Source organism: Microcoleus sp. MON1_C5 (assembly GCF_036701875.1).
Classification (GTDB): Bacteria; Cyanobacteriota; Cyanobacteriia; order Cyanobacteriales; family Microcoleaceae; genus Microcoleus.
Genome location: NZ_JAUBRN010000010.1, coordinates 41,453 through 59,119 on the forward strand (window position 1 = coordinate 41,453; position 17,667 = coordinate 59,119).

Annotated in this window: 12 protein-coding genes; 5 read left to right on the forward strand and 7 right to left on the reverse strand. The window is 42.4% G+C overall.

The genetic code is table 11. The annotated features are described in order from the left end of the window. The first annotated feature begins 34 nt into the window (after window positions 1-34). Window positions 35-1,687: a class I SAM-dependent methyltransferase gene (locus tag QUA71_RS07170; RefSeq protein WP_333283654.1), complete on the forward strand. Its 1,653-nt coding sequence runs from the start codon at window positions 35-37 to the stop codon at window positions 1,685-1,687. 95 nt (window positions 1,688-1,782) lie between these two features. Then, entirely contained in the window at window positions 1,783-3,063 is a 1,281-nt protein-coding gene (locus QUA71_RS07175; RefSeq protein WP_006634596.1) for a glycosyltransferase family 4 protein, read from the forward strand. 560 nt (window positions 3,064-3,623) lie between these two features. On the opposite strand, the gene QUA71_RS07180 is transcribed toward QUA71_RS07175, so the two are convergent. Together QUA71_RS07180 and QUA71_RS07185 are read right to left on the reverse strand one after the other, a co-directional pair. After that, window positions 3,624-5,168 carry a response regulator gene (locus QUA71_RS07180; protein WP_333283656.1) on the reverse strand — a complete coding sequence of 515 codons (1,545 nt, stop codon included), beginning with the start codon at window positions 5,166-5,168 and terminating at the stop codon, window positions 3,624-3,626. After that, entirely contained in the window at window positions 5,161-11,094 is a 5,934-nt protein-coding gene (locus tag QUA71_RS07185) for an AAA family ATPase (protein ID WP_333283658.1), read from the reverse strand. The genes QUA71_RS07180 and QUA71_RS07185 overlap by 8 nt, the downstream gene beginning before the upstream one ends. A 485-nt stretch (window positions 11,095-11,579) precedes the next feature. Here QUA71_RS07185 and QUA71_RS07190 point away from each other — a divergent pair, with 485 nt between their 5' ends. After that, the gene (locus QUA71_RS07190) at window positions 11,580-12,215 is read left to right on the forward strand and encodes a DUF1802 family protein (protein ID WP_333283660.1); all 636 of its coding nucleotides are present in this window, start codon (window positions 11,580-11,582) and stop codon (window positions 12,213-12,215) included. Here QUA71_RS07190 and QUA71_RS07195 read toward each other — a convergent pair. The 4 genes from QUA71_RS07195 to QUA71_RS07210 all read right to left on the reverse strand — a co-directional run bounded on the left by QUA71_RS07195 (window position 12,202) and on the right by QUA71_RS07210 (window position 14,788). Continuing rightward, window positions 12,202-12,852 (reverse strand): ABC transporter permease, encoded by a 651-nt coding sequence (locus tag QUA71_RS07195; protein WP_333283662.1) that lies wholly within the window; start codon window positions 12,850-12,852, stop codon window positions 12,202-12,204. The two genes, QUA71_RS07190 and QUA71_RS07195, sit on opposite strands and share 14 nt — an antisense overlap. 33 nt (window positions 12,853-12,885) lie before the next feature. Further along, the gene (locus tag QUA71_RS07200) at window positions 12,886-13,347 is read right to left on the reverse strand and encodes a DUF29 domain-containing protein (protein WP_333283664.1); all 462 of its coding nucleotides are present in this window, start codon (window positions 13,345-13,347) and stop codon (window positions 12,886-12,888) included. A gap of 53 nt (window positions 13,348-13,400) precedes the next feature. Then, window positions 13,401-14,156 (reverse strand): ATP-binding cassette domain-containing protein, encoded by a 756-nt coding sequence (locus QUA71_RS07205; RefSeq protein ID WP_333283666.1) that lies wholly within the window; start codon window positions 14,154-14,156, stop codon window positions 13,401-13,403. A gap of 74 nt (window positions 14,157-14,230) precedes the next feature. Then, window positions 14,231-14,788: an NUDIX hydrolase gene (locus QUA71_RS07210; RefSeq protein WP_333283668.1), complete on the reverse strand. Its 558-nt coding sequence runs from the start codon at window positions 14,786-14,788 to the stop codon at window positions 14,231-14,233. 251 nt (window positions 14,789-15,039) lie between these two features. Between QUA71_RS07210 and QUA71_RS07215 the strand changes: the two genes are divergently transcribed. Continuing rightward, window positions 15,040-15,312 (forward strand): hypothetical protein, encoded by a 273-nt coding sequence (locus QUA71_RS07215; protein WP_333283670.1) that lies wholly within the window; start codon window positions 15,040-15,042, stop codon window positions 15,310-15,312. A gap of 440 nt (window positions 15,313-15,752) precedes the next feature. Here QUA71_RS07215 and QUA71_RS07220 read toward each other — a convergent pair whose 3' ends face one another. Continuing rightward, the gene (locus tag QUA71_RS07220) at window positions 15,753-16,184 is read right to left on the reverse strand and encodes a hypothetical protein (RefSeq protein ID WP_333283671.1); all 432 of its coding nucleotides are present in this window, start codon (window positions 16,182-16,184) and stop codon (window positions 15,753-15,755) included. Window positions 16,185-16,692: 508 nt separating this feature from the next. Here QUA71_RS07220 and era point away from each other — a divergent pair. Further along, complete coding sequence (era, locus tag QUA71_RS07225) at window positions 16,693-17,604, forward strand: GTPase Era (protein ID WP_333165504.1); 912 nt, start codon at window positions 16,693-16,695, stop codon at window positions 17,602-17,604. Window positions 17,605-17,667: the final 63 nt, after the last annotated feature.

Below are 17,667 nucleotides of genomic sequence, written 5' to 3' on the forward strand. Positions count from 1 at the left end.
AAAGTAACCGTTCCAGATTCAAGGGTGAAAAAGTATGGATTCAAATTATGATCGTATGGAAGATAACATCTCCGATCAATTTACCGCTAAAAAATATTGGGAGACTAACCCAACAGCCGCAATTGGGAAGCAAGGTTACTGGTTGTCTAATCCCATTATTGAAGCAGCTATAAACGAGCGGCTGTCAGGTGGTAAGGGTAATGGTTATTGGCTAAACTGGTTAGTAAATAAATTCTTCAAAAAGCGACGGTTCGAGCGTCTTTTGTCTATTGGTTGCGGCGTCGGCAATCACGAGATTCTGATGGCCAAATTAGGATTAGCTACTCAAATTGATGCCTTTGACTTTTCAGAAAAATCTTTAGAAATTGCTAGAAAAGATGCAGCAGCAGCGGGAGTAGAGATTAATTTTTATCAAGATGACTTTAATTTGTTTACGATTGATGATAATAAAAAATACGATATAGTTTTTTGCTCAGGTTCGCTGCATCACGTCAGAGAACTAGAACGATGTTTATCAATTCTTCGGAAATGTTTAAAACCAGATGGATATTTTATTATCAATGAATACATAGGAGATTGCTACAATATATACAATCAAAATCAAGTGGATTTGATTAATCGCATTTACAAATGTTTTCACTACACGCTAAGATCGGGAACAACTGAAATATTTGCTAGTCCAAGTATTGAGAGAGTATTCGCGAAAGACCCTTCAGAAGCAGTCCGGTCAAAGCTGATACTTCCGTTTTTAGAATTCTACTTTGATGTGGAAGTCTTGAATCTAGCCGGCGGGGGGTTGCTTCACGAACTTTACCCTTTGTTAGATCACTATCAACTTTCAGACGGAGAACCCAAGAGTGAAACGATCGTCAAGTTATTGCTTGAGATTGAACAAATCTTAATGGCTGTACCCGGAGGACTATCAAGCGATTTTTGTTTGTGTATTCTGAGACCCAAAAAACCAAAAACAATGGAAATAATACCGCCTAAAATAGACTACGAAGAAGCTTGGGATAGCTACGCCCAAGAATGGAAAGACAATAATCCTGAACTCGCTTATTTGGGCGATGAATGGATAGGGAAAGGTGCCGGTGCGGCTAACTCGCTATCAGAATATGAATCCTTGATAGAACAGCAATTTATTGCACCGTACATCAAAAAAGAACATAGGGTTTTAGAAATTGGTATCGGCGGCGGAAAAACAGGTTCGCTGTTGCTGAAATATTGCGATCGACTAATTTGTGCCGACATTTCCAGTCAAATGCTGCAAGCCGCCCGATCGCGCTTGGGGAGCGATCGCGTTTCTTACGTCAAACTCGACGGTTTAACATTAGACAGCATCGCCCCGTCCTCAGCCGATGCCTGCTTTTGTTACGATACAATGGTACACATAGAGCCGGTAGACATATTCAACTACCTAACTCAAATTCCCAAACTACTGCGGGGCGATCGAATTTGCGTCTTTCACCACGGCAATATTCTCAGCGAATTAGGGTGGCAAAAATTCGCCAGCGAGTGGGACAAAAACCTGCTGGGACGCAGAGACGGCACTGCATTTTCAGTTATGACTGATACAATTATGGAAAAATTTCTCACTCATTTAAACTATGAAATCATCCTGAAAAATACATCTTCAGTACCGCGAGATTGCGTCTGGATATGCAAAGCACCAACCCCCAATGAATAAAACCAAAGCTTTTTAGCCGACTCTAAATATTTTATTCCAACTAAGAACAGAAAACAGTCAACAGTCAACAGTCAACAGACAACAGACAACAGACAATGAAAGCATTATTTCTCCATCCCAACTTCCCCGCCCAATACCGCCACATTATCACGGCGTTAGGCGCAGATCCCAAAAATCAAATTGTTTTCGGCACTAAAAACGAGCGCCCAGAGTGGAACATTCCCGGCGTTCGCAAAGCAGCATTTACCCCCAGCCGGGAACCCCACGCGCAGACTCACCAATACGTCCGCCCTTTAGAAAGTGCCGTCATCTACGGACAAGCCGTATTTAGAATGGCAGAACAACTCAAAGCAGACGGTTTCGTACCCGATATTATCTGCGGACATTCCGGTTGGGGGCCAACATTATTTGTCAAAGAAGCTTTTCCAAATACGCCGCTTTTGTGTTATTTCGAGTGGTTTTATCATGCTATTGGTTCCGACGCAGATTTCGACCCAGCGGAACCTTTAACAGTTGACGATATGGCCAGAATTAGAATCAAAAATGCGCCGATTCTGATCGATTTATATTCTTGCGATTGGGGTGTGTCGCCCACTTATTGGCAGCGATCGCAATTTCCGCCAGAATTACAACAAAAATTATCCACACTCCACGACGGCGTAGATACCGATTACTTCAAACCAGACCCCGGTGCTAAACTGGTTTTGCCTAACTTAGACTTGTCTGGCGTTGATGAAATTGTCACCTACGTATCGCGGGGAATGGAACCTTACCGGGGTTTTCCCGAATTCATTGAGTCGATCGCCTATGTACAAGAACGCCGCCCCAACTGTCACGTCGTAATTGTTGGTTCAGAAAGAGTTTGTTACGGGCGTTCTTTACCCAACGGCGAGTCTTACAAAGACTATATGCTCAAAAAAGTACCGCTAGATTTGTCGCGAGTTCACTTTGTCGGGCCGCTACCTTACGGACTGTATTTAAAAGTAATTCAAGCATCGGACGTACACGTTTATTTGACCAGACCTTTTGTACTATCTTGGTCGATGATTGAATCTTTATCGACAGGATGTTTAGTAATCGGTTCCGACACAGGGCCAGTCAGAGAAGTTATCCGCGATGGAGAAAACGGTTTGCTAGTCGATTACTTCTCACCGAAACAAGTAGCCGATCGCATTGATGAAGTTTTAGACCATCCTACCCGCATGGCAGAAATTCGCATCAAAGCCCGTCAAACTGCCCTAGAACGCTACAGTTTAGCTAAAATGCTACCGCAACATTTACAACTAATTGAGCAAGTAGCCAATCGTTCCATGCCGCCTACAGTTGGTATGGAACCAGAACGGGAATTAGCAGCATCTTTTGCAGTGAGAATTTAGCAATAAAGTTGGTCAGCACTAAACCCCTGAGCATAAGCTCTCCTGTGCGACTACACCGCACAGGAGACTCCACCCACTAGACGATAAACATCGGGACATCTGGACGTTTTAGTTGCCAAATTAAATAGTTTGATAGCAGTCCGTTAATCCCTTCTAGGCTAGTCGCAAACTAGCTTCGAGAGCAATAATTTAGGCGTTGCATAATAGCGGGATGATTTTGATTTTTTTTGTGGGATGGGCGTCCCGCCCGTCCCGTGTATTTTCGGGCGTTGCATAATGGAAGTATGAACTGTCCTAAATGTGAATCCGCCCCAATCAGCAATAGCAATGGAGCATCTCATATTTGTAAAAATACTTCTTCTCCTTCCTTCCTTCTGCCTCCTGCCTCCTGCCTCAAAACTCCAATTTCTAGCTTGGCTGCCAAAGTGAGAGGCTACCGAAGGCTTCTATCCGTTTCTTACTTCATTACCTAAAGTATTTGAATATCCCCCTGCCCGATCGATTTTGATATAGTTGTGCAACCCTTAAAATTTATTGAACTCCCCTTCAGTTAAAATCAACTAAGAAATACCCAAAGCTGTTTCAGACATCGTAATTAAATTATTAGCAAAATTTTTCTGGTGAATTGGAATATCAATAATAAAGATTGCCCCCTGATTAGGAGCTGAAATACAATTGAGCTGGCCCCCGTGTTTATCCACTACAATCTGATGGGAAATTGACAGCCCAATACCAGTACCCTTCCCGATAGGCTTAGTAGTAAAAAATGGCTCAAATAGGTGTTGGCTAATTTCTTCGGTCATCCCAGGGCCGTTATCCTTAATATGAATTAACACCCGATTAGATTCCGTGACCTCCGTGCGAATGAAAATCTTAGAAGGATTAGCTTTCATTTCACTTAACGATCGCGTCGTATTATAATCATCTATGGCATCAATAGCATTAGCAACAAGATTCATAAACACCTGGTTAAGCTGACCCGCATAACACTCTACCAGAGGCAGATTGCCGAATTCTTTAACCACCTCAATGGCAGGTCGATCGCCCCTTCCTTTAACGCGGTTATGCAAAATTAACAGAGTGCTATCAATACCCAGGTGAATATCCACCGGTTTCATTTCAGATTCATCCAATCGCGAGAAGATTCGCAGCGACTGAACAATTTCCCGAATCCGGTCTACACCTACCTTCATTGAAGTCAGCAATTTAGGTAAGTCTTCAACCAAAAAATCTAGTTCTATTTCGTCTATTTTATCTTCAATTATTTGCCCAGCCGCAGGGAATTCTTGGTGATAAAGATTGACTAGATCAATCAGATTTTGGGTATAATCATGGGCATAAGAAATATTCCCAAAAATAAAATTAACGGGATTATTGATTTCATGGGCTACACCTGCAACAAGCTGACCGAGAGAAGACATTTTTTCGCTCTGCACAAGTTTAGTTTGGGTCAATTGCAATTCGCGAAAAGCTTTTTCTAAACATTGAGCTTGGGTTCGCAATTGAGCTTCCGATTCTTGCAATCCCGCCTCTGCTTGCAGACGCTCTTGAATCTCCTGTTTGAGCAATTGATTGGATAGAAAAAGTTCAGCCGTCCTTTCGTCAACTCGCCTTTCCAACTCCGATGCCAGCTTCAACAGCGAGGATTCCGCTTTGACACGCTGTTCGATTTCTGCTTGCAAGCACACATTTTGCTCTAGGAGTTTCTTCGACAAATTGCGGAGCTTCATGTGGACATTAACACGAGCTAAAACCTCTTCATGCTGAAGAGGTTTAGTGATATAATCCACCGCACCCAGACTCAAACCTTTAACCTTATCCACCGTATCAGCAAGAGCCGTCATAAAAATCACCGGAATGTCTCTCGTTAAATCATTCGCTTTCAAACGGCGACAAGTTTCAAACCCATCTATTCCCGGCATAAGCACATCCAACAGAATCAGATCGGGCGCAGCATATGCGACCTTCTGGAGAGCACTTTGTCCATCCCTAGCTACCAATACTTTGAAGCCATAATCAGCCAAAAAATCGAACAGGACACCTAAATTAGTCGGAGTGTCATCTACGATTAAAATGGTGCTTTGTTCGGCAAGTTCACTACTCATTGGTTGTCGTCCTATATTGTTTAATAAACTGTAGGATTTGTTGTTCTTCAAATCCTTTCGCTAACTGGCGCAGATGGGTAGCAAAGGGAACCCATTGCTCATTGAGTTGTTCGAGTTTTGCAGCTCGCTCCGCAATCCCTCGGAGATCGCCCATCATTGCTAGATCGAATAGAACGGCCATTTCCTCATCGGGGGGAGCTACAATTTCAGAACTTAGAGATTTTTTTTCTCCTTCTGCTCTCCTAATCTCTTCCAAATTTTTTTCATAAATCCATTCTAACTCTAAGTGAGTACGTAATTTTTCTAAAAGCTCCTCGAGTCGTATGGGTTTCGGAATAAAATCATTGCAACCTACCTCGGCACTTTGTTGTCGATCGAAATCAAAAACGCTGGCAGAAGTAGCAATCACCACTAACTTAGTCTGACCTAGTGATTGGCGAAGCCGGCGCGTTGCTTCTAAGCCACTCATTACTGGCATCATCAAGTCCATTAAAATACAGTCGGGTTTAAACTCTGCTACCTTGTTTAAACAGTCCTGACCCTCCGTTGCTTCCAGAATTTCAAATCCTAACGGCTGAAGCATTCCTGCCATGATCGAGCGATTCTGCCACTTGTCGTCAGCTATGAGAATTTTTCGTTTTCCGCCTTTGAAACCAACGATTGTGTGGGCATTGGCTTTGGCTGCATTAGTCGCCCATTCCGATACCTCTGGCAAATCTAAATCGAAGAAGAAAATGCTCCCTTGTCCTAATGTACTCTTCACCTTTATTTCACCGCCCATCATCTGGACTAATTGGCGGCTAATTGCCAGTCCCAACCCGGTTCCTTCAACCTTGCGGTTGGCATCCCCTACTTGGTGAAAAGGCAAAAATATATCTTGCAATTGCTCTGGTGCCATACCAACTCCGGTATCTTCAACTTGAAACCGGATTTTGCCATCCTGATATCCTACTTTGAATGCCACCCCACCTTTTTCGGTAAACTTAATCGCATTGCCGAGTAAGTTGATTAAAACTTGCCGCAACCTTTTTTCATCACCCTGGACGGCAATAGGTAGTGGGGTAATTGCCTCGTAAATCAGGGAGATTCCCTTTTGTTCTGCGCGAATATTGCAAATTTCAGCCAGACCTTCCAAAAATTCTGATAAATGGAAATTACTCAGGTGAATTTCCATTTTTCTCGCTTCGATTTTAGAGAGGTCTAAAATATCGTTAATCAGGGTTAAGAGGTGATCGCCGCACTGACTAATCACGTTCAGACTATCCTTTTGCTGGTCAGGTAAGTTTTTTTGTCGTTTGAGGATTTGCGTGTAACCCAAAATGCCATTAAGTGGGGTTCGGAGCTCGTGGCTCATATTAGCCAGAAACTCACTCTTGGCAGAGTTGGCGGCTTTCGCTAATTCTTCTGCTTTTTGTAAATGGATATTTTTTTCTTGTAACTGTTGCGTTCTTTCTGCCACCTTCGCTTCTAAAGTAGCGTTTGCTGCTTCCAAATCGTTATAAAGACGGGCATTTTCAATCGAAATAGCTGCTTGAGAAGATAAAAGTTGTAAAACTTCTAAACGCTCGGGAGTAAAAGCACCAGTTGTGAGATTATTTTCTAAATACAGAATCCCAGTAAGTTTTCCTTGATGGATGATGGGAGTACATAATACTGACTTTGGTTTTTGGTTGACGATATAAGTATCCGCCGTAAAGGTTCCCTCACAAGTCGCATCGCTTAATACAACATTTTCCTGAGTTCGGGCAACATAGTTAATCAAAGATATGGGTAGTTGCTGACTATTTTCCACTGGTATTGTTTGCAGCACTTCTACATCGCTATCTACGGTTCCATAGGCTTCTATTAGTAAACTTCCCGCTTTTTCTAAAATGAAAATGCCACTTTGAGCGCCCGCATTCTCAATCGCAATTTTCATCAATTTTGCCAACAGCTTACTCAGTACAATTTCACCAGAAAGAGCTTGGGATGCTTTGATCACAGTAGCTAAATCTAGAGATCCTGCACTTCCTGCACTCGTCGAGGTAGTGATCATCGTGACCTGGCTACCTTGACTTTCGGGCTTGGCTATCCGGGAAAATATTTGAGGATATCTCGCTTCCAAATCTTTGACTATAGCTTTAGCTCCCCAGCGAATATATCCGTAGCGAGCATCGGTTAAATAAATCCGAGCAATTTTATCTTTAGAACGGGAAAAATAAAAGTCTCCTGCTAATTCGTTGGCTAATGCTTCTTCTTGGATGTATCCCTGTTCTTTGGCTCCTGCTATGGCGCGATCGTAATAATCGCTCGCTTCTAAAGGTTGTCCCAAAATCCGCGCTTTTTCTGCTTCTACTAACTCATACTTGTGCTGAAAATTGCAGGGCGCATGGAACGCCCAAGTCTTCATTCTTTCTTGGTTAGCTGCTACTACACTTAGATATTTTTCTTTCTCTTTTGGCGAGGCTTTTGGATACAGTGCTAGGAGGGAAAGAGAATGGTAAAAGTTGTCGATACTCATGTGGATTAATCCTGCACCCATGCTGGCGTATTTTAATGCTAAATCAGCAATCCTCACTGTTTGATTAAACTCTTTAAATAAATAAGATAGCATCATTTTGCCGGCATAATAGGCATAGAGCAAAGTCCCATTGTTAGAAGCTAGAATTCCTGGCAGTAGTTCTTCTTCATTAAAGCTTGCACCTAGTAAATTGTATTTGTCTGAGTTTTTGTCCAGTAAATTGTCAACTATTTGCTGGTGAACTTTCACAAATAAAGTATCATATTCTTGTTTGAGCTGAATAGTCATAGCAACATATTTTGCCTGTTCTTGCTCAACTTTTTGTAGTTCTCCCCCGCTAAAAAATAAGTGATTGCAATAATTTGCTATACTGTGACAAGCATATTCTATATCTCCAGTTTCTATACCACTTTGAATAGCCTCAACCAAAGATTCTAGGGTTTCCTTAAGCGGATCTTTCCAAAATCTGGCTAGACAATTAAATATACAAATTATTTTTGATTTAAGGGTAAGTGCGTTAAATTGTTCTAGTAAAAAAATAGCTAATTTGCCAAATCGATATCCAGAATCTATGTCTCCTAATCCTCCACAGAGTAACACTCCATACCAAAGATAAGCAAAAGCAGACTCAGGCGAATTTCCATACTTAATAGACAAGGCTATTTTTGTATAAAGAATTTGCGGAAACATCGCAGGATTTACAATAAAAGCTGGTGTTATAATAAGATTTAATATTCGCATAGCTGCGAGTTTATCGGGAGCTGTCATTGTGGGCAAGTTAGCTAAATCATCAACTCTCAGTTCTTGAGGTGGTTCTGGCTCTAAGCTAATTCCGAACATTTCCAGAACGGCGAGTCCATTATCTATAGCTGATATTCTCCGATTTTGAGACATCTCTAATTGAATTCTAAGTTCATAGACCTTGCCTTTTTCCAGAAGGGTTTTCGCTTGTTTCAGGCTCGTCTCAGATAACTGTTGCGCTAGCTCATAATTAGTGTTTATATATTCAGTTTCTGCTGCTTCCAGATGCAGGTTAAACGTCAGCTCATATTGACTCTCCCAGCTATCCTGAGGGAGAACTCCTAAACCCACATTCAAATATTTGACAGCCGACTCATAAGCTGTGGCAGCTTTGGCTTTCTGTCCAGCGATCAGATTCAGTTCTGCCAACTCATATCTTTCCCACTCCAAAGTGATTAAATCGGTGCCGTAATTTAGTTGGTTAACCAGTGCAAAGATATTTTCTTTTCGTTCTTCAGGGGTTGTGGAATTCAGCAGTAGTTGACCAATTTTTCGGTGAGTTTCTTTTTTTTGATCCTCGGGTATCAGAGAATAAGACGCCTGTTGCACTCGGTCATGCAAAAACTTGTAGGTGACATTAAACTGCTCCGTTGAGTTTTCTGTAGATATTTCCGATTCAAATAGCAGGGGGATTTTGTAGAAATTATTTAGTGGCAGAACGAAACCCGCTTGTAGCGCTTCCCATAAATCCCTTGCCGTCTCTGACTGAGATTTTTTATTAGCAATTGCCAAAACGTCTAAACTAAATTTATCTCCTATACAGGCAGCTAATTTTAAGACATTCTGCGTCTGGGAGGATAGCTTTTGAATTTGGCTGACCATCAATTCGACGACATTATCGCTGATATCAATGCCTTGAAGCAGTTGGATATCCCATTGCCAACAAACTCGATCGAAATCAAAGGATAAAATTTTGTCTTGATAAAGGGATTTGAGCAGTTGAGTTAAGAAGAAGGGATTTCCCTGGGTTTTGTTAAAAACTAACTCAGCCAGGGGTAAAACTTCGGAAATGTGACTGCGAAGAGTTTCGCTCACTAATTGGTTAACATGAGAGAGCTCTAAAGATTGGAGGATAATATTATTTACTCTTGCCCTAGTATTTTGAATTTGCTCTAAGGTATAAATTAAGGGATGAGTGGCACTGACTTCATTATCTCGATAAGCCCCAATTAATAGCAGATATTTACTATCTGGATCGGTCATAATTAGCTGGATAAGTTTGAGGGAAGCCGAATCTGCCCACTGCAAGTCATCCAAAAATATCACTAGGGGGTGTTCGGGTTTACTAAACACCTGTATAAATTTTTGAAACACTCGATTAAATCGGTTTTGAGATTCAGTGGATCCCAAAGTCGGAACCGCAGGCTGTGGATCAATAATCTTTTCTACTTCGGGAATAACCTCAATAATAATTGACCCATTGGCACCAAGTGCTTCGAGAATTTTAGCTTTCCAAATTGCTATTTGAGCAGAATTTTCAGTGAGCAGTTGCCGCATCAATCCTTGAAATGCTTGAATTAAAGCAGCATAAGGAATATTCCGCTTAAACTGGTCAAATTTACCGGAAATAAAATACCCTCGTGCTCCGACTATAGGTTTATCAACTTCGTTAACTAAGGAAGATTTGCCGATACCTGAATAACCGGAAACTAGCATCATTTCCGTTGTCCCACCACTGACGCGAGCGAAGGCTTCTAGCAAACTAGCAACTTCTCTTTCCCGTCCATAGAGCTTTTGCGGAATCATAAATTGGCTGTAGGAATCTAGTTGACCTATCATAAAGGGGAAAATCTCTCCAGCCGAAAGCATCTGCTGGCAGGTTTCCAAGTCAATTTTTATTCCGAAAGCACTTTGATATCTATCTTCAGCAGTTTTAGATAATAATTTCATTACAATTTCAGAAACTGCATCCGGGATTTCTGGATTGACCTTTTTAGGTGGTATGGGTGCTTTAGCTATATGGCAATGAACGAGTTCTAGGGGGTCTTTTGCGGAAAAAGGTAGCTTACCCGTCAGCATTTCATAAAATGTAATACCAAGGGAGTAAAAGTCGGTACGGTAGTCCACTGACCGGTTCATTCTGCCGGTTTGTTCCGGTGAGATATAAGCAATAGTTCCTTCTAATAAGTTGGGATTTGTGACAGTTTGATTTTCTCGCTCTAAAAGAGAAGCAATGCTAAAATCAATAATTTTTACTTCTTTTGTCTCTGAGTCAATTAGGATATTTGAGGGTTTAATGTCTTTATGGATTACATTACTGTGATGAATTTCTCCCAGAGTTTTTGCCAACTGAATTCCGATTTTTAGAAAGGCGTTTATAGCCAAGGGTTGATTGTTAAGAAAATCTTTCAAAGATTGACCGCTAAAATTTTCTACTATCAGCGCTAAGCCGTTATGATAGTTTTCTAAGGCTATGGGTTTGACTATTCCTTGACTGTCTAAATGTCGGAGTATTTTATGTTCGTGTCTTAATCGGGAAATTTCTTCGATTGTCGGATGCTCAGCTTTGAAGGTTTTGATAATTGCTGAGGTTCTATCACTCTCTTTGATGCCGCGATAAATAATAGTATTGACACTTTCGTAAATAGCTGCGCTTAGGTTGTAACCCAAAATAGTAATGCTCATGTGCGTAATTTCACTAATAACAAGTTTAAAAGCAGGCGGTATTTCAGTAGGTCTACTGATATTTATGACAGAACAGAATTAAAAAACAATTTTCAATGCACTATAAATAAGTATAATCAAAGCTTTTTGAAGAATATTTAAATTTTAACAAATCTCAATATGGTTGTTTGGTAGTTAATATGCGAGAATATTAAAAATATATTAAATGTTTAAGTAAAGTCATGAAAAAATTCACGGCAAAATTGCTGCATATACCGATGTGATAGTAGAGGATAGCTGGGACACAGAAGAGACGATTATTTTATCGCTTAGAGTAATAAAGAAAACAGCAGTTGATCCACTATGTAGTCCAACCAATTATTGTCTTTATCAAAATAAGGTAGTCCTACATAGTCACGACTACCTTATTTTAACAGCAAAAAATGGCTGTACTTGCTTGAAAATACCGATTTTTGTTATTATTGTTAAAACTCAACTAAATTCCTATGAAATCAACTACTAGGGCGCTGAAAGAATGGAATGTAGCAGTTAATGCTTTGGAACAAGGTCAAACGATTGTGCTGTTGCGGAAGGGGGGAATTCGCGAGCAAGCAGGACAGTTCAATGTCAATGAGAAACAGGTTTTGCTGTATCCAACTTTTGAACACCAACAGCCTGATTTATTAAAACCGGATTTTGCGAGTCAGGTAAAAACTGTAGAATCTGGTTGGCATCCGGAAAATATTAGAATTGGCAGTTGGGCGGAGATTACTGATGTTTTTTTGGTAGCTTGGGAACCGGCAATTACGGCGCTATTTTCGTACCATATTTGGAATGAAAATTTTGTCAGCGATCGCCTGAAATGGAAACAAAATCAGCCAATTTATATTTTATTGCTGCGGGCTTATCGCCTTGCAGAAACCCGCGAAATTCCATACATTCCTGAATACGGCGGTTGCCGTTCTTGGATCGATTTGGCAGATGCTATTTCGCTGGAGGGGAGCCAAGCTGTTTTGAGCGATCGAGAGTACATTGAACGCTCCAATGAAATCCGCAATTTGATAGCAAATCCTGCGAATGCTTCTGGTTCGCAGAGAGTGACAACGCTGACGGAAGGTAGCCAGGATTTTAGTCCTCATTAATAGTTTTTAAGGTACTTTTCGAGAGGCGCGCTTCTACCACACCCAGCCCAAAATCCGCAGCTAAGGCCATTAAAGCCGCCGGAATTGCCCCAGCCAAAAGTAACTGATTGTTGACGGTAGCAACGCCGCGAAAAATAAACACCCCCAAGCCACCCGCGCCAATTGCAGCGGCGATTGTAGCAAGTCCGATCGCAATTACTGTGGCAACTCGCACGCCCGCCAGAATCACGCCCAGTGCCAGGGGAATTTCCACTTGCCATAACAGTTGCATATCAGTCATCCCCATGCCTCTTCCTGCTTCCGTAATCGCTGGATCGACGCCGACAATACCGGTATAAGTATTGCGGATAATAGGCAGTAAAGAATACAAAGTGAGGGCGATAATTGCCGTGTTATCGCCTATTCCACCCACTACCGGCACCGGGATTAGCAAGCCAAACAAAGCTAAACTGGGAATTGTTTGCATAATATTAGCAAATCCCAAAATGGGCTTTTTCAATTTTGGTTTTCTCGTGACTAAAATCCCGAGGGGAATCCCCACACTAATAGCGATAAAAATTGCAACAGTTACTAAATATAAATGCTCGGTGGCGCGCTGAATTATCTCCGCGCCATAGCGGTTGATAAAAATTATCATCGGGTAATTGGTTATTGCTGATTGCTGTCAACCTTATAAATCATTTTCTATTTCAGGACTTGGTTCACCAGGATAGAAGCGAGAGTCCAGAATTTCCTCAAAGCTATAAAGGCAATTTTGAGGAAATGTTTTGAGAGGTAAATCAGTTTCTCCTACTGCCAAATCTCTACCGTTTTGATAAGCTTCTTGGAAAGCTTCTTGCAAGTAAGGTTTCAGACTGGGGTTATCTTGTATCAGTCTCTGAGTGTCCCGCCGCTGCACTCGAATTGTAGACAGCCAGCTACGACTCCGCTGCTGGGGCTGATATTGCCACTTCAGCAAATGTCCCAGCAAAATGCTCAAACGATTTCTAAGCTCTTGACGTTCCTGTTTGCCCAAAGATTCAATCTCTTCAATTAAATTGGGCAAGTCAAGTTGACTCCACTGACACTTGCGAAGTAACTGGGCTTGTTCTTGCGTCCAAGCATAGAAGTCTGTCTCGTAAAGACTGTGCATCGTTTGATTATCAGCTTAGTTACTAAAACTATATTATCCAACTTTTGCTAAAATTATTCTAATCTAGCTACTTGCAAACAGTCAATAAATGCGCGAGCTTCTGGATGCTGAGATTTTAGAAAATCATCGGGCGATCCCACTTCAACCAACCGTCCGTCTTGCATCAAACCAATTCTAGAAGCTAACAAAAAAGCTTCTTGAATGCCGTGAGTCACAAAAATCACAGTTTTGCCGAGTTGCTGCTGCAATTGACCAAATTCTCGCTGCAATTCCAGACGAGTAATCGGGTCTAAAGCACCAAACGGTTCGTCCATTAACAATATCGGAGGGTCAGCCGCCAGTGCTCTAGCGACGCCTACCCGCTGCCGCTGTCCCCCGGATAACTGATGGGGATAGCGTTTGGCGAAGTGCTGGGGGTCGAGGTTGACTAATTCTAACAGTTGCCGGACGCGAGATTTAATACGATCGCCCTCCCAACCTTCCAATTTCGGCACTAAACCGACGTTTTGCTCGACGGTAAAATGGGGAAATAAACCGATTTCTTGAATCACATAGCCAATTTTTCGACGCAGTTGAATGGGGTTCCACTGAGTTGTCGGTTTTCCCATGACAAGAACTTCACCGCTGCTTGGCGTTAGTAAATTGTTAATCAATTTCATGGTGGTAGTTTTACCACTCCCGCTTCGTCCCAGCAATACTAAAACTTCTCCTTGCAGCACTTTGAAATTGAGTTTGTCTACTAAATGCCTGCGGTTGAGGCGATATGTAACGTCGAGGCATTCGACAGCAACTTCATTATTGAGAGGCATGATTAGTTTGGGTGATTTTGGTTTTGAGCAACTTAAAATCGGCGACCATCGGAAAACAATTCCTAATCTAAAATCTAAAATCTAAAATCGACTTGATTTTGCCATTCTAGCAATAAGGCTCGACATTGGAGGCAAGTTAATTTTTTAAGCAAGTCGCGAATTCCGTCTCGGGTGACAGGATATTCAGCACCGATAAGTTCGGGGTTTACTGTTGCTGTAGGGTGCAATTCTGCAACAAAACCGTAGAGTTTTTGATTGGAGAAGGAACTGTTTATTGCCCAGCCGACGGTGTTAATCGGTTCGATGCGGGCGATCGCGCTTTCTGTCACGCCTAGCTCTTTTTTGAGTATAGCTGGAACTTCCGCTGCTGGCGTGGCTTCGGCTTCTACGCGACCGCCGGGAAAATCCAGGGTTGCTTCTGCCACGCCGGGGCGATACATCGGTGGCGGAAACAGCAATTTGTCACCTTGAATGGTCAAGATTACAACTGAATCAGCTCTTTCTACTCGCCAATATTCTACTGTTTTTCCTTCTGTTGTTTCGAGATGTTCCGCGATGAGTTTTACCCAACGAGAGTTGATTTCTACAAAGCGGTCTAGAGTTTTCCACTGGGATTTTGGAGTTGGGTTCATGTCGGAATTTTTGAAATAAATCAGATGTTGCTTGCTATGGTAGGCGATTTTTGCCGAGCTGAACAATAATGATCGACCTTTTCAGCTTTGAGCCAGTGTTTTCCTCTCGATTGTAAATTTTTGCTACAAGCTTACACATTCGCCTAGATAATTCGGTAACATAGACTACAGAATTAAAGTTTATCTGCGCCTTCGCTCTGCGTTGTTTCAACCAGGCACTGGTGCAGACTCTTAGCTCAAAAGGAGTAGTTATGCAACTGCAAACAGATATTCGTACTTGGCAATCCCAAGCAACGCCAGGAAGCTTCGCCAGTGTCCGCGACTGGGAAAAATTTGGCTGCGCCGTACCTGCACCAAAATTGGCTCCTTCTATGTGGGTTAAATTGTTCAATCCGCCAACAGCATTCAGCTTTGACGAAGCGTGGCTGTTGTGTGAATGTTCTGATGACAAGTGGCTAGCTTGGATTCCTGATTATGGCGAAATTTTACTGAGTACACATGAATTTTGCGCTACTAAATCCTAAATTACGCAGACAAACTTTCATAAACCGGGTGTTAAAATCCATATCCCTCGGGTTCCACGGGATATTTTGGACAAAAGCTGGTTTCTGCGTAATTATGTCGTTTGCAGTGAGGAATGCAAGTCCTCAAAGTTTGATAAGGACTTGCATTCCTCTCTGCAAACCCCTTATATGATGTCGTTCCAGCGGACATCATATAAGTCCTAATAGATATTAATTGAAATTTCGCCAACAAAAAGAGCAATAGAAAACCTATTGCTCTTTTTGTTCAAAAACACTCTCTAGTTTTTATCTGTAGATAGCGGAACTTATATCAAGTGGTCTCGATTGACCCTAATATCGCTGCGGTGACGGGTTTACTGTATTGATGCTTGCATGGAAGATATTGGTGAACCCGCCCTTACAGCAATTACGGTCAATTTAGCCGTCATGATATTGCTGGTTTATTTGCAAACTGCACGGTTATTTACGTTTCTAACAATCGTGCCTACTCTGCCATTAATCCGAACCGGGTTCTTCGTGCTGGCTCGAATCAAGAGAGGCTGTTTGGCGAGACATTCTCTGATTGATGTTGCCCAGGCGGTGAGAGCTCCGGTGTATTCTGTACGACCCGCTGGGGCGCGAAACTGATCGGTAATTAGGAAATCCGAGGTGATGCTAGTGTCAGTACCAACATTGGTAATAATGGGAAAGTCAAAGGCTCTGGGCAAGGTTCTGTCCTGGATTCTGCCCGGTAGCAACTGGTATTTCATTGAGCCACCCTTGTAGTCAAAATCTACTTGAGGGCTTGTGGGAGGGCTTGTTTGAGCCAACCCAGGAACAGGCAGGCTGGCTACCAAAACGGTGCAAAAACTCCAAAATAATTTCGATTTCATCTGATTCATCTCCTCAACTTTATGACGATTAGCACTAATTAGGTAGGCTCTAAAAACAGTAGCTTTTATGAAAAAAGCGCCTCATGACATTGAGCTTTTGAGTTTTAGTTTAATCTACCTAATTTATTACCAAACATTCTCAAAAATGTTATAAGTGGTTGGCCTGACAAACTGTAGAATAGTTTCAGTTGAGTTAGATATTTACACATCTGAAGTTGTTACAGCATTTGGGAGTCGGTTTTACCAGAATGATTCATTTTTGAGCGATGTCATTGGAACTTTATCAAATTTTGTCTCAGATATCAAGTTTTGCCGATCGCCTATCACGTTTTAACACTGGTTTGCGGCTCGATCGAGCTTTGACTGTTGCAAGGTATACCAAAGCGAGAAAGATGCTAGAGTGCACCAATGGGCGTTTGAGTATTTTCAGGCGACAATAGACAGAGAAGGGGCTTGAAAATAGGTGATTTTAGTGGAAGATAGTAAATTTATCGACGTATCGGACATTATGGGTGTTCCCGCAGCTCCGGCGGGTTACAAATCCGGCTTTGTGGGTATTGTCGGACGCCCGAATGTCGGCAAATCAACGCTGATGAATCAGTTGGTGGGGCAGAAAATTGCAATTACTTCGCCGGTGTCTCAGACGACGCGCAACAGGCTGCGGGGCATCCTAACGACACCGGAAGCACAAATTATTTTTGTAGATACTCCCGGAATTCACAAGCCGCATCACCAATTGGGCAAGGTTTTGGTGCAGAATGCCCGCACAGCGATTCAGTCGGTGGATGTGGTGCTGTTTGTGGTGGATGGTTCCGTGGAATCGGGAGGGGGCGATCGATATATTGTCGAAATTCTCAGCAATTGCAAAGTTCCGGTGATTTTGGGGATGAATAAGTTGGACGAACAACCGGAGGATTCCGTGTTGATCGATCGAACTTACGAGCAAATTGTCAATCCTGAGTGGCCGGTGGTGAAATTTTCGGCTCTCACGGGCGAGGGTGTCGAGCCGCTGCAACAATTGTTAATCGAACATTTGGACGTTGGGCCTTATTATTATCCGCCAGATTTGGTGACTGACCAGCCGGAACGCTTTATTATGGGCGAATTGATTCGGGAACAGATTTTGCTGCTGACGCGGGAAGAAGTGCCGCATTCCGTAGCAATCGCGATCGACATTGTTCAAGAAGAAGCAAAAATTACGCGCATTCTGGCGACAATTCACGTCGAACGCGATTCCCAAAAAGGCATTTTAATCGGTAAAAGCGGCAGTATGCTCAAGTCGATCGGCAGTGCGGCCCGGGAACAGATTCAAAAGTTAATTGAAGGCAAAGTGTATTTAGAATTATTTGTCAAGGTGCAGCCGAAATGGCGGCAGTCCCGCACTCGTTTGGCGGAATTGGGCTATCGCGTGGAAGAGTGAAACTTTGGCAGTTGGCAGTTGGGGTTCTTCCGTTCTATGAATCAAGAATCGAGCACGACTTTC

What these genes read in the sequence shown, in the direction of transcription:
- QUA71_RS07170 (WP_333283654.1), top strand. Translation starts at nt 35, where the DNA reads ATGGATTCAAATTATGATCGTATGGAAGATAACATCTCCGATCAATTT.
- QUA71_RS07175 (WP_006634596.1), top strand. Translation starts at nt 1,783, where the DNA reads ATGAAAGCATTATTTCTCCATCCCAACTTCCCCGCCCAATACCGCCAC.
- QUA71_RS07180 (WP_333283656.1), bottom strand. Translation starts at nt 5,168, where the DNA reads ATGAGTAGTGAACTTGCCGAACAAAGCACCATTTTAATCGTAGATGAC.
- QUA71_RS07185 (WP_333283658.1), bottom strand. Translation starts at nt 11,094, where the DNA reads ATGAGCATTACTATTTTGGGTTACAACCTAAGCGCAGCTATTTACGAA.
- QUA71_RS07190 (WP_333283660.1), top strand. Translation starts at nt 11,580, where the DNA reads ATGAAATCAACTACTAGGGCGCTGAAAGAATGGAATGTAGCAGTTAAT.
- QUA71_RS07195 (WP_333283662.1), bottom strand. Translation starts at nt 12,852, where the DNA reads ATGATAATTTTTATCAACCGCTATGGCGCGGAGATAATTCAGCGCGCC.
- QUA71_RS07200 (WP_333283664.1), bottom strand. Translation starts at nt 13,347, where the DNA reads ATGCACAGTCTTTACGAGACAGACTTCTATGCTTGGACGCAAGAACAA.
- QUA71_RS07205 (WP_333283666.1), bottom strand. Translation starts at nt 14,156, where the DNA reads ATGCCTCTCAATAATGAAGTTGCTGTCGAATGCCTCGACGTTACATAT.
- QUA71_RS07210 (WP_333283668.1), bottom strand. Translation starts at nt 14,788, where the DNA reads ATGAACCCAACTCCAAAATCCCAGTGGAAAACTCTAGACCGCTTTGTA.
- QUA71_RS07215 (WP_333283670.1), top strand. Translation starts at nt 15,040, where the DNA reads ATGCAACTGCAAACAGATATTCGTACTTGGCAATCCCAAGCAACGCCA.
- QUA71_RS07220 (WP_333283671.1), bottom strand. Translation starts at nt 16,184, where the DNA reads ATGAAATCGAAATTATTTTGGAGTTTTTGCACCGTTTTGGTAGCCAGC.
- era (WP_333165504.1), top strand. Translation starts at nt 16,693, where the DNA reads ATGGGTGTTCCCGCAGCTCCGGCGGGTTACAAATCCGGCTTTGTGGGT.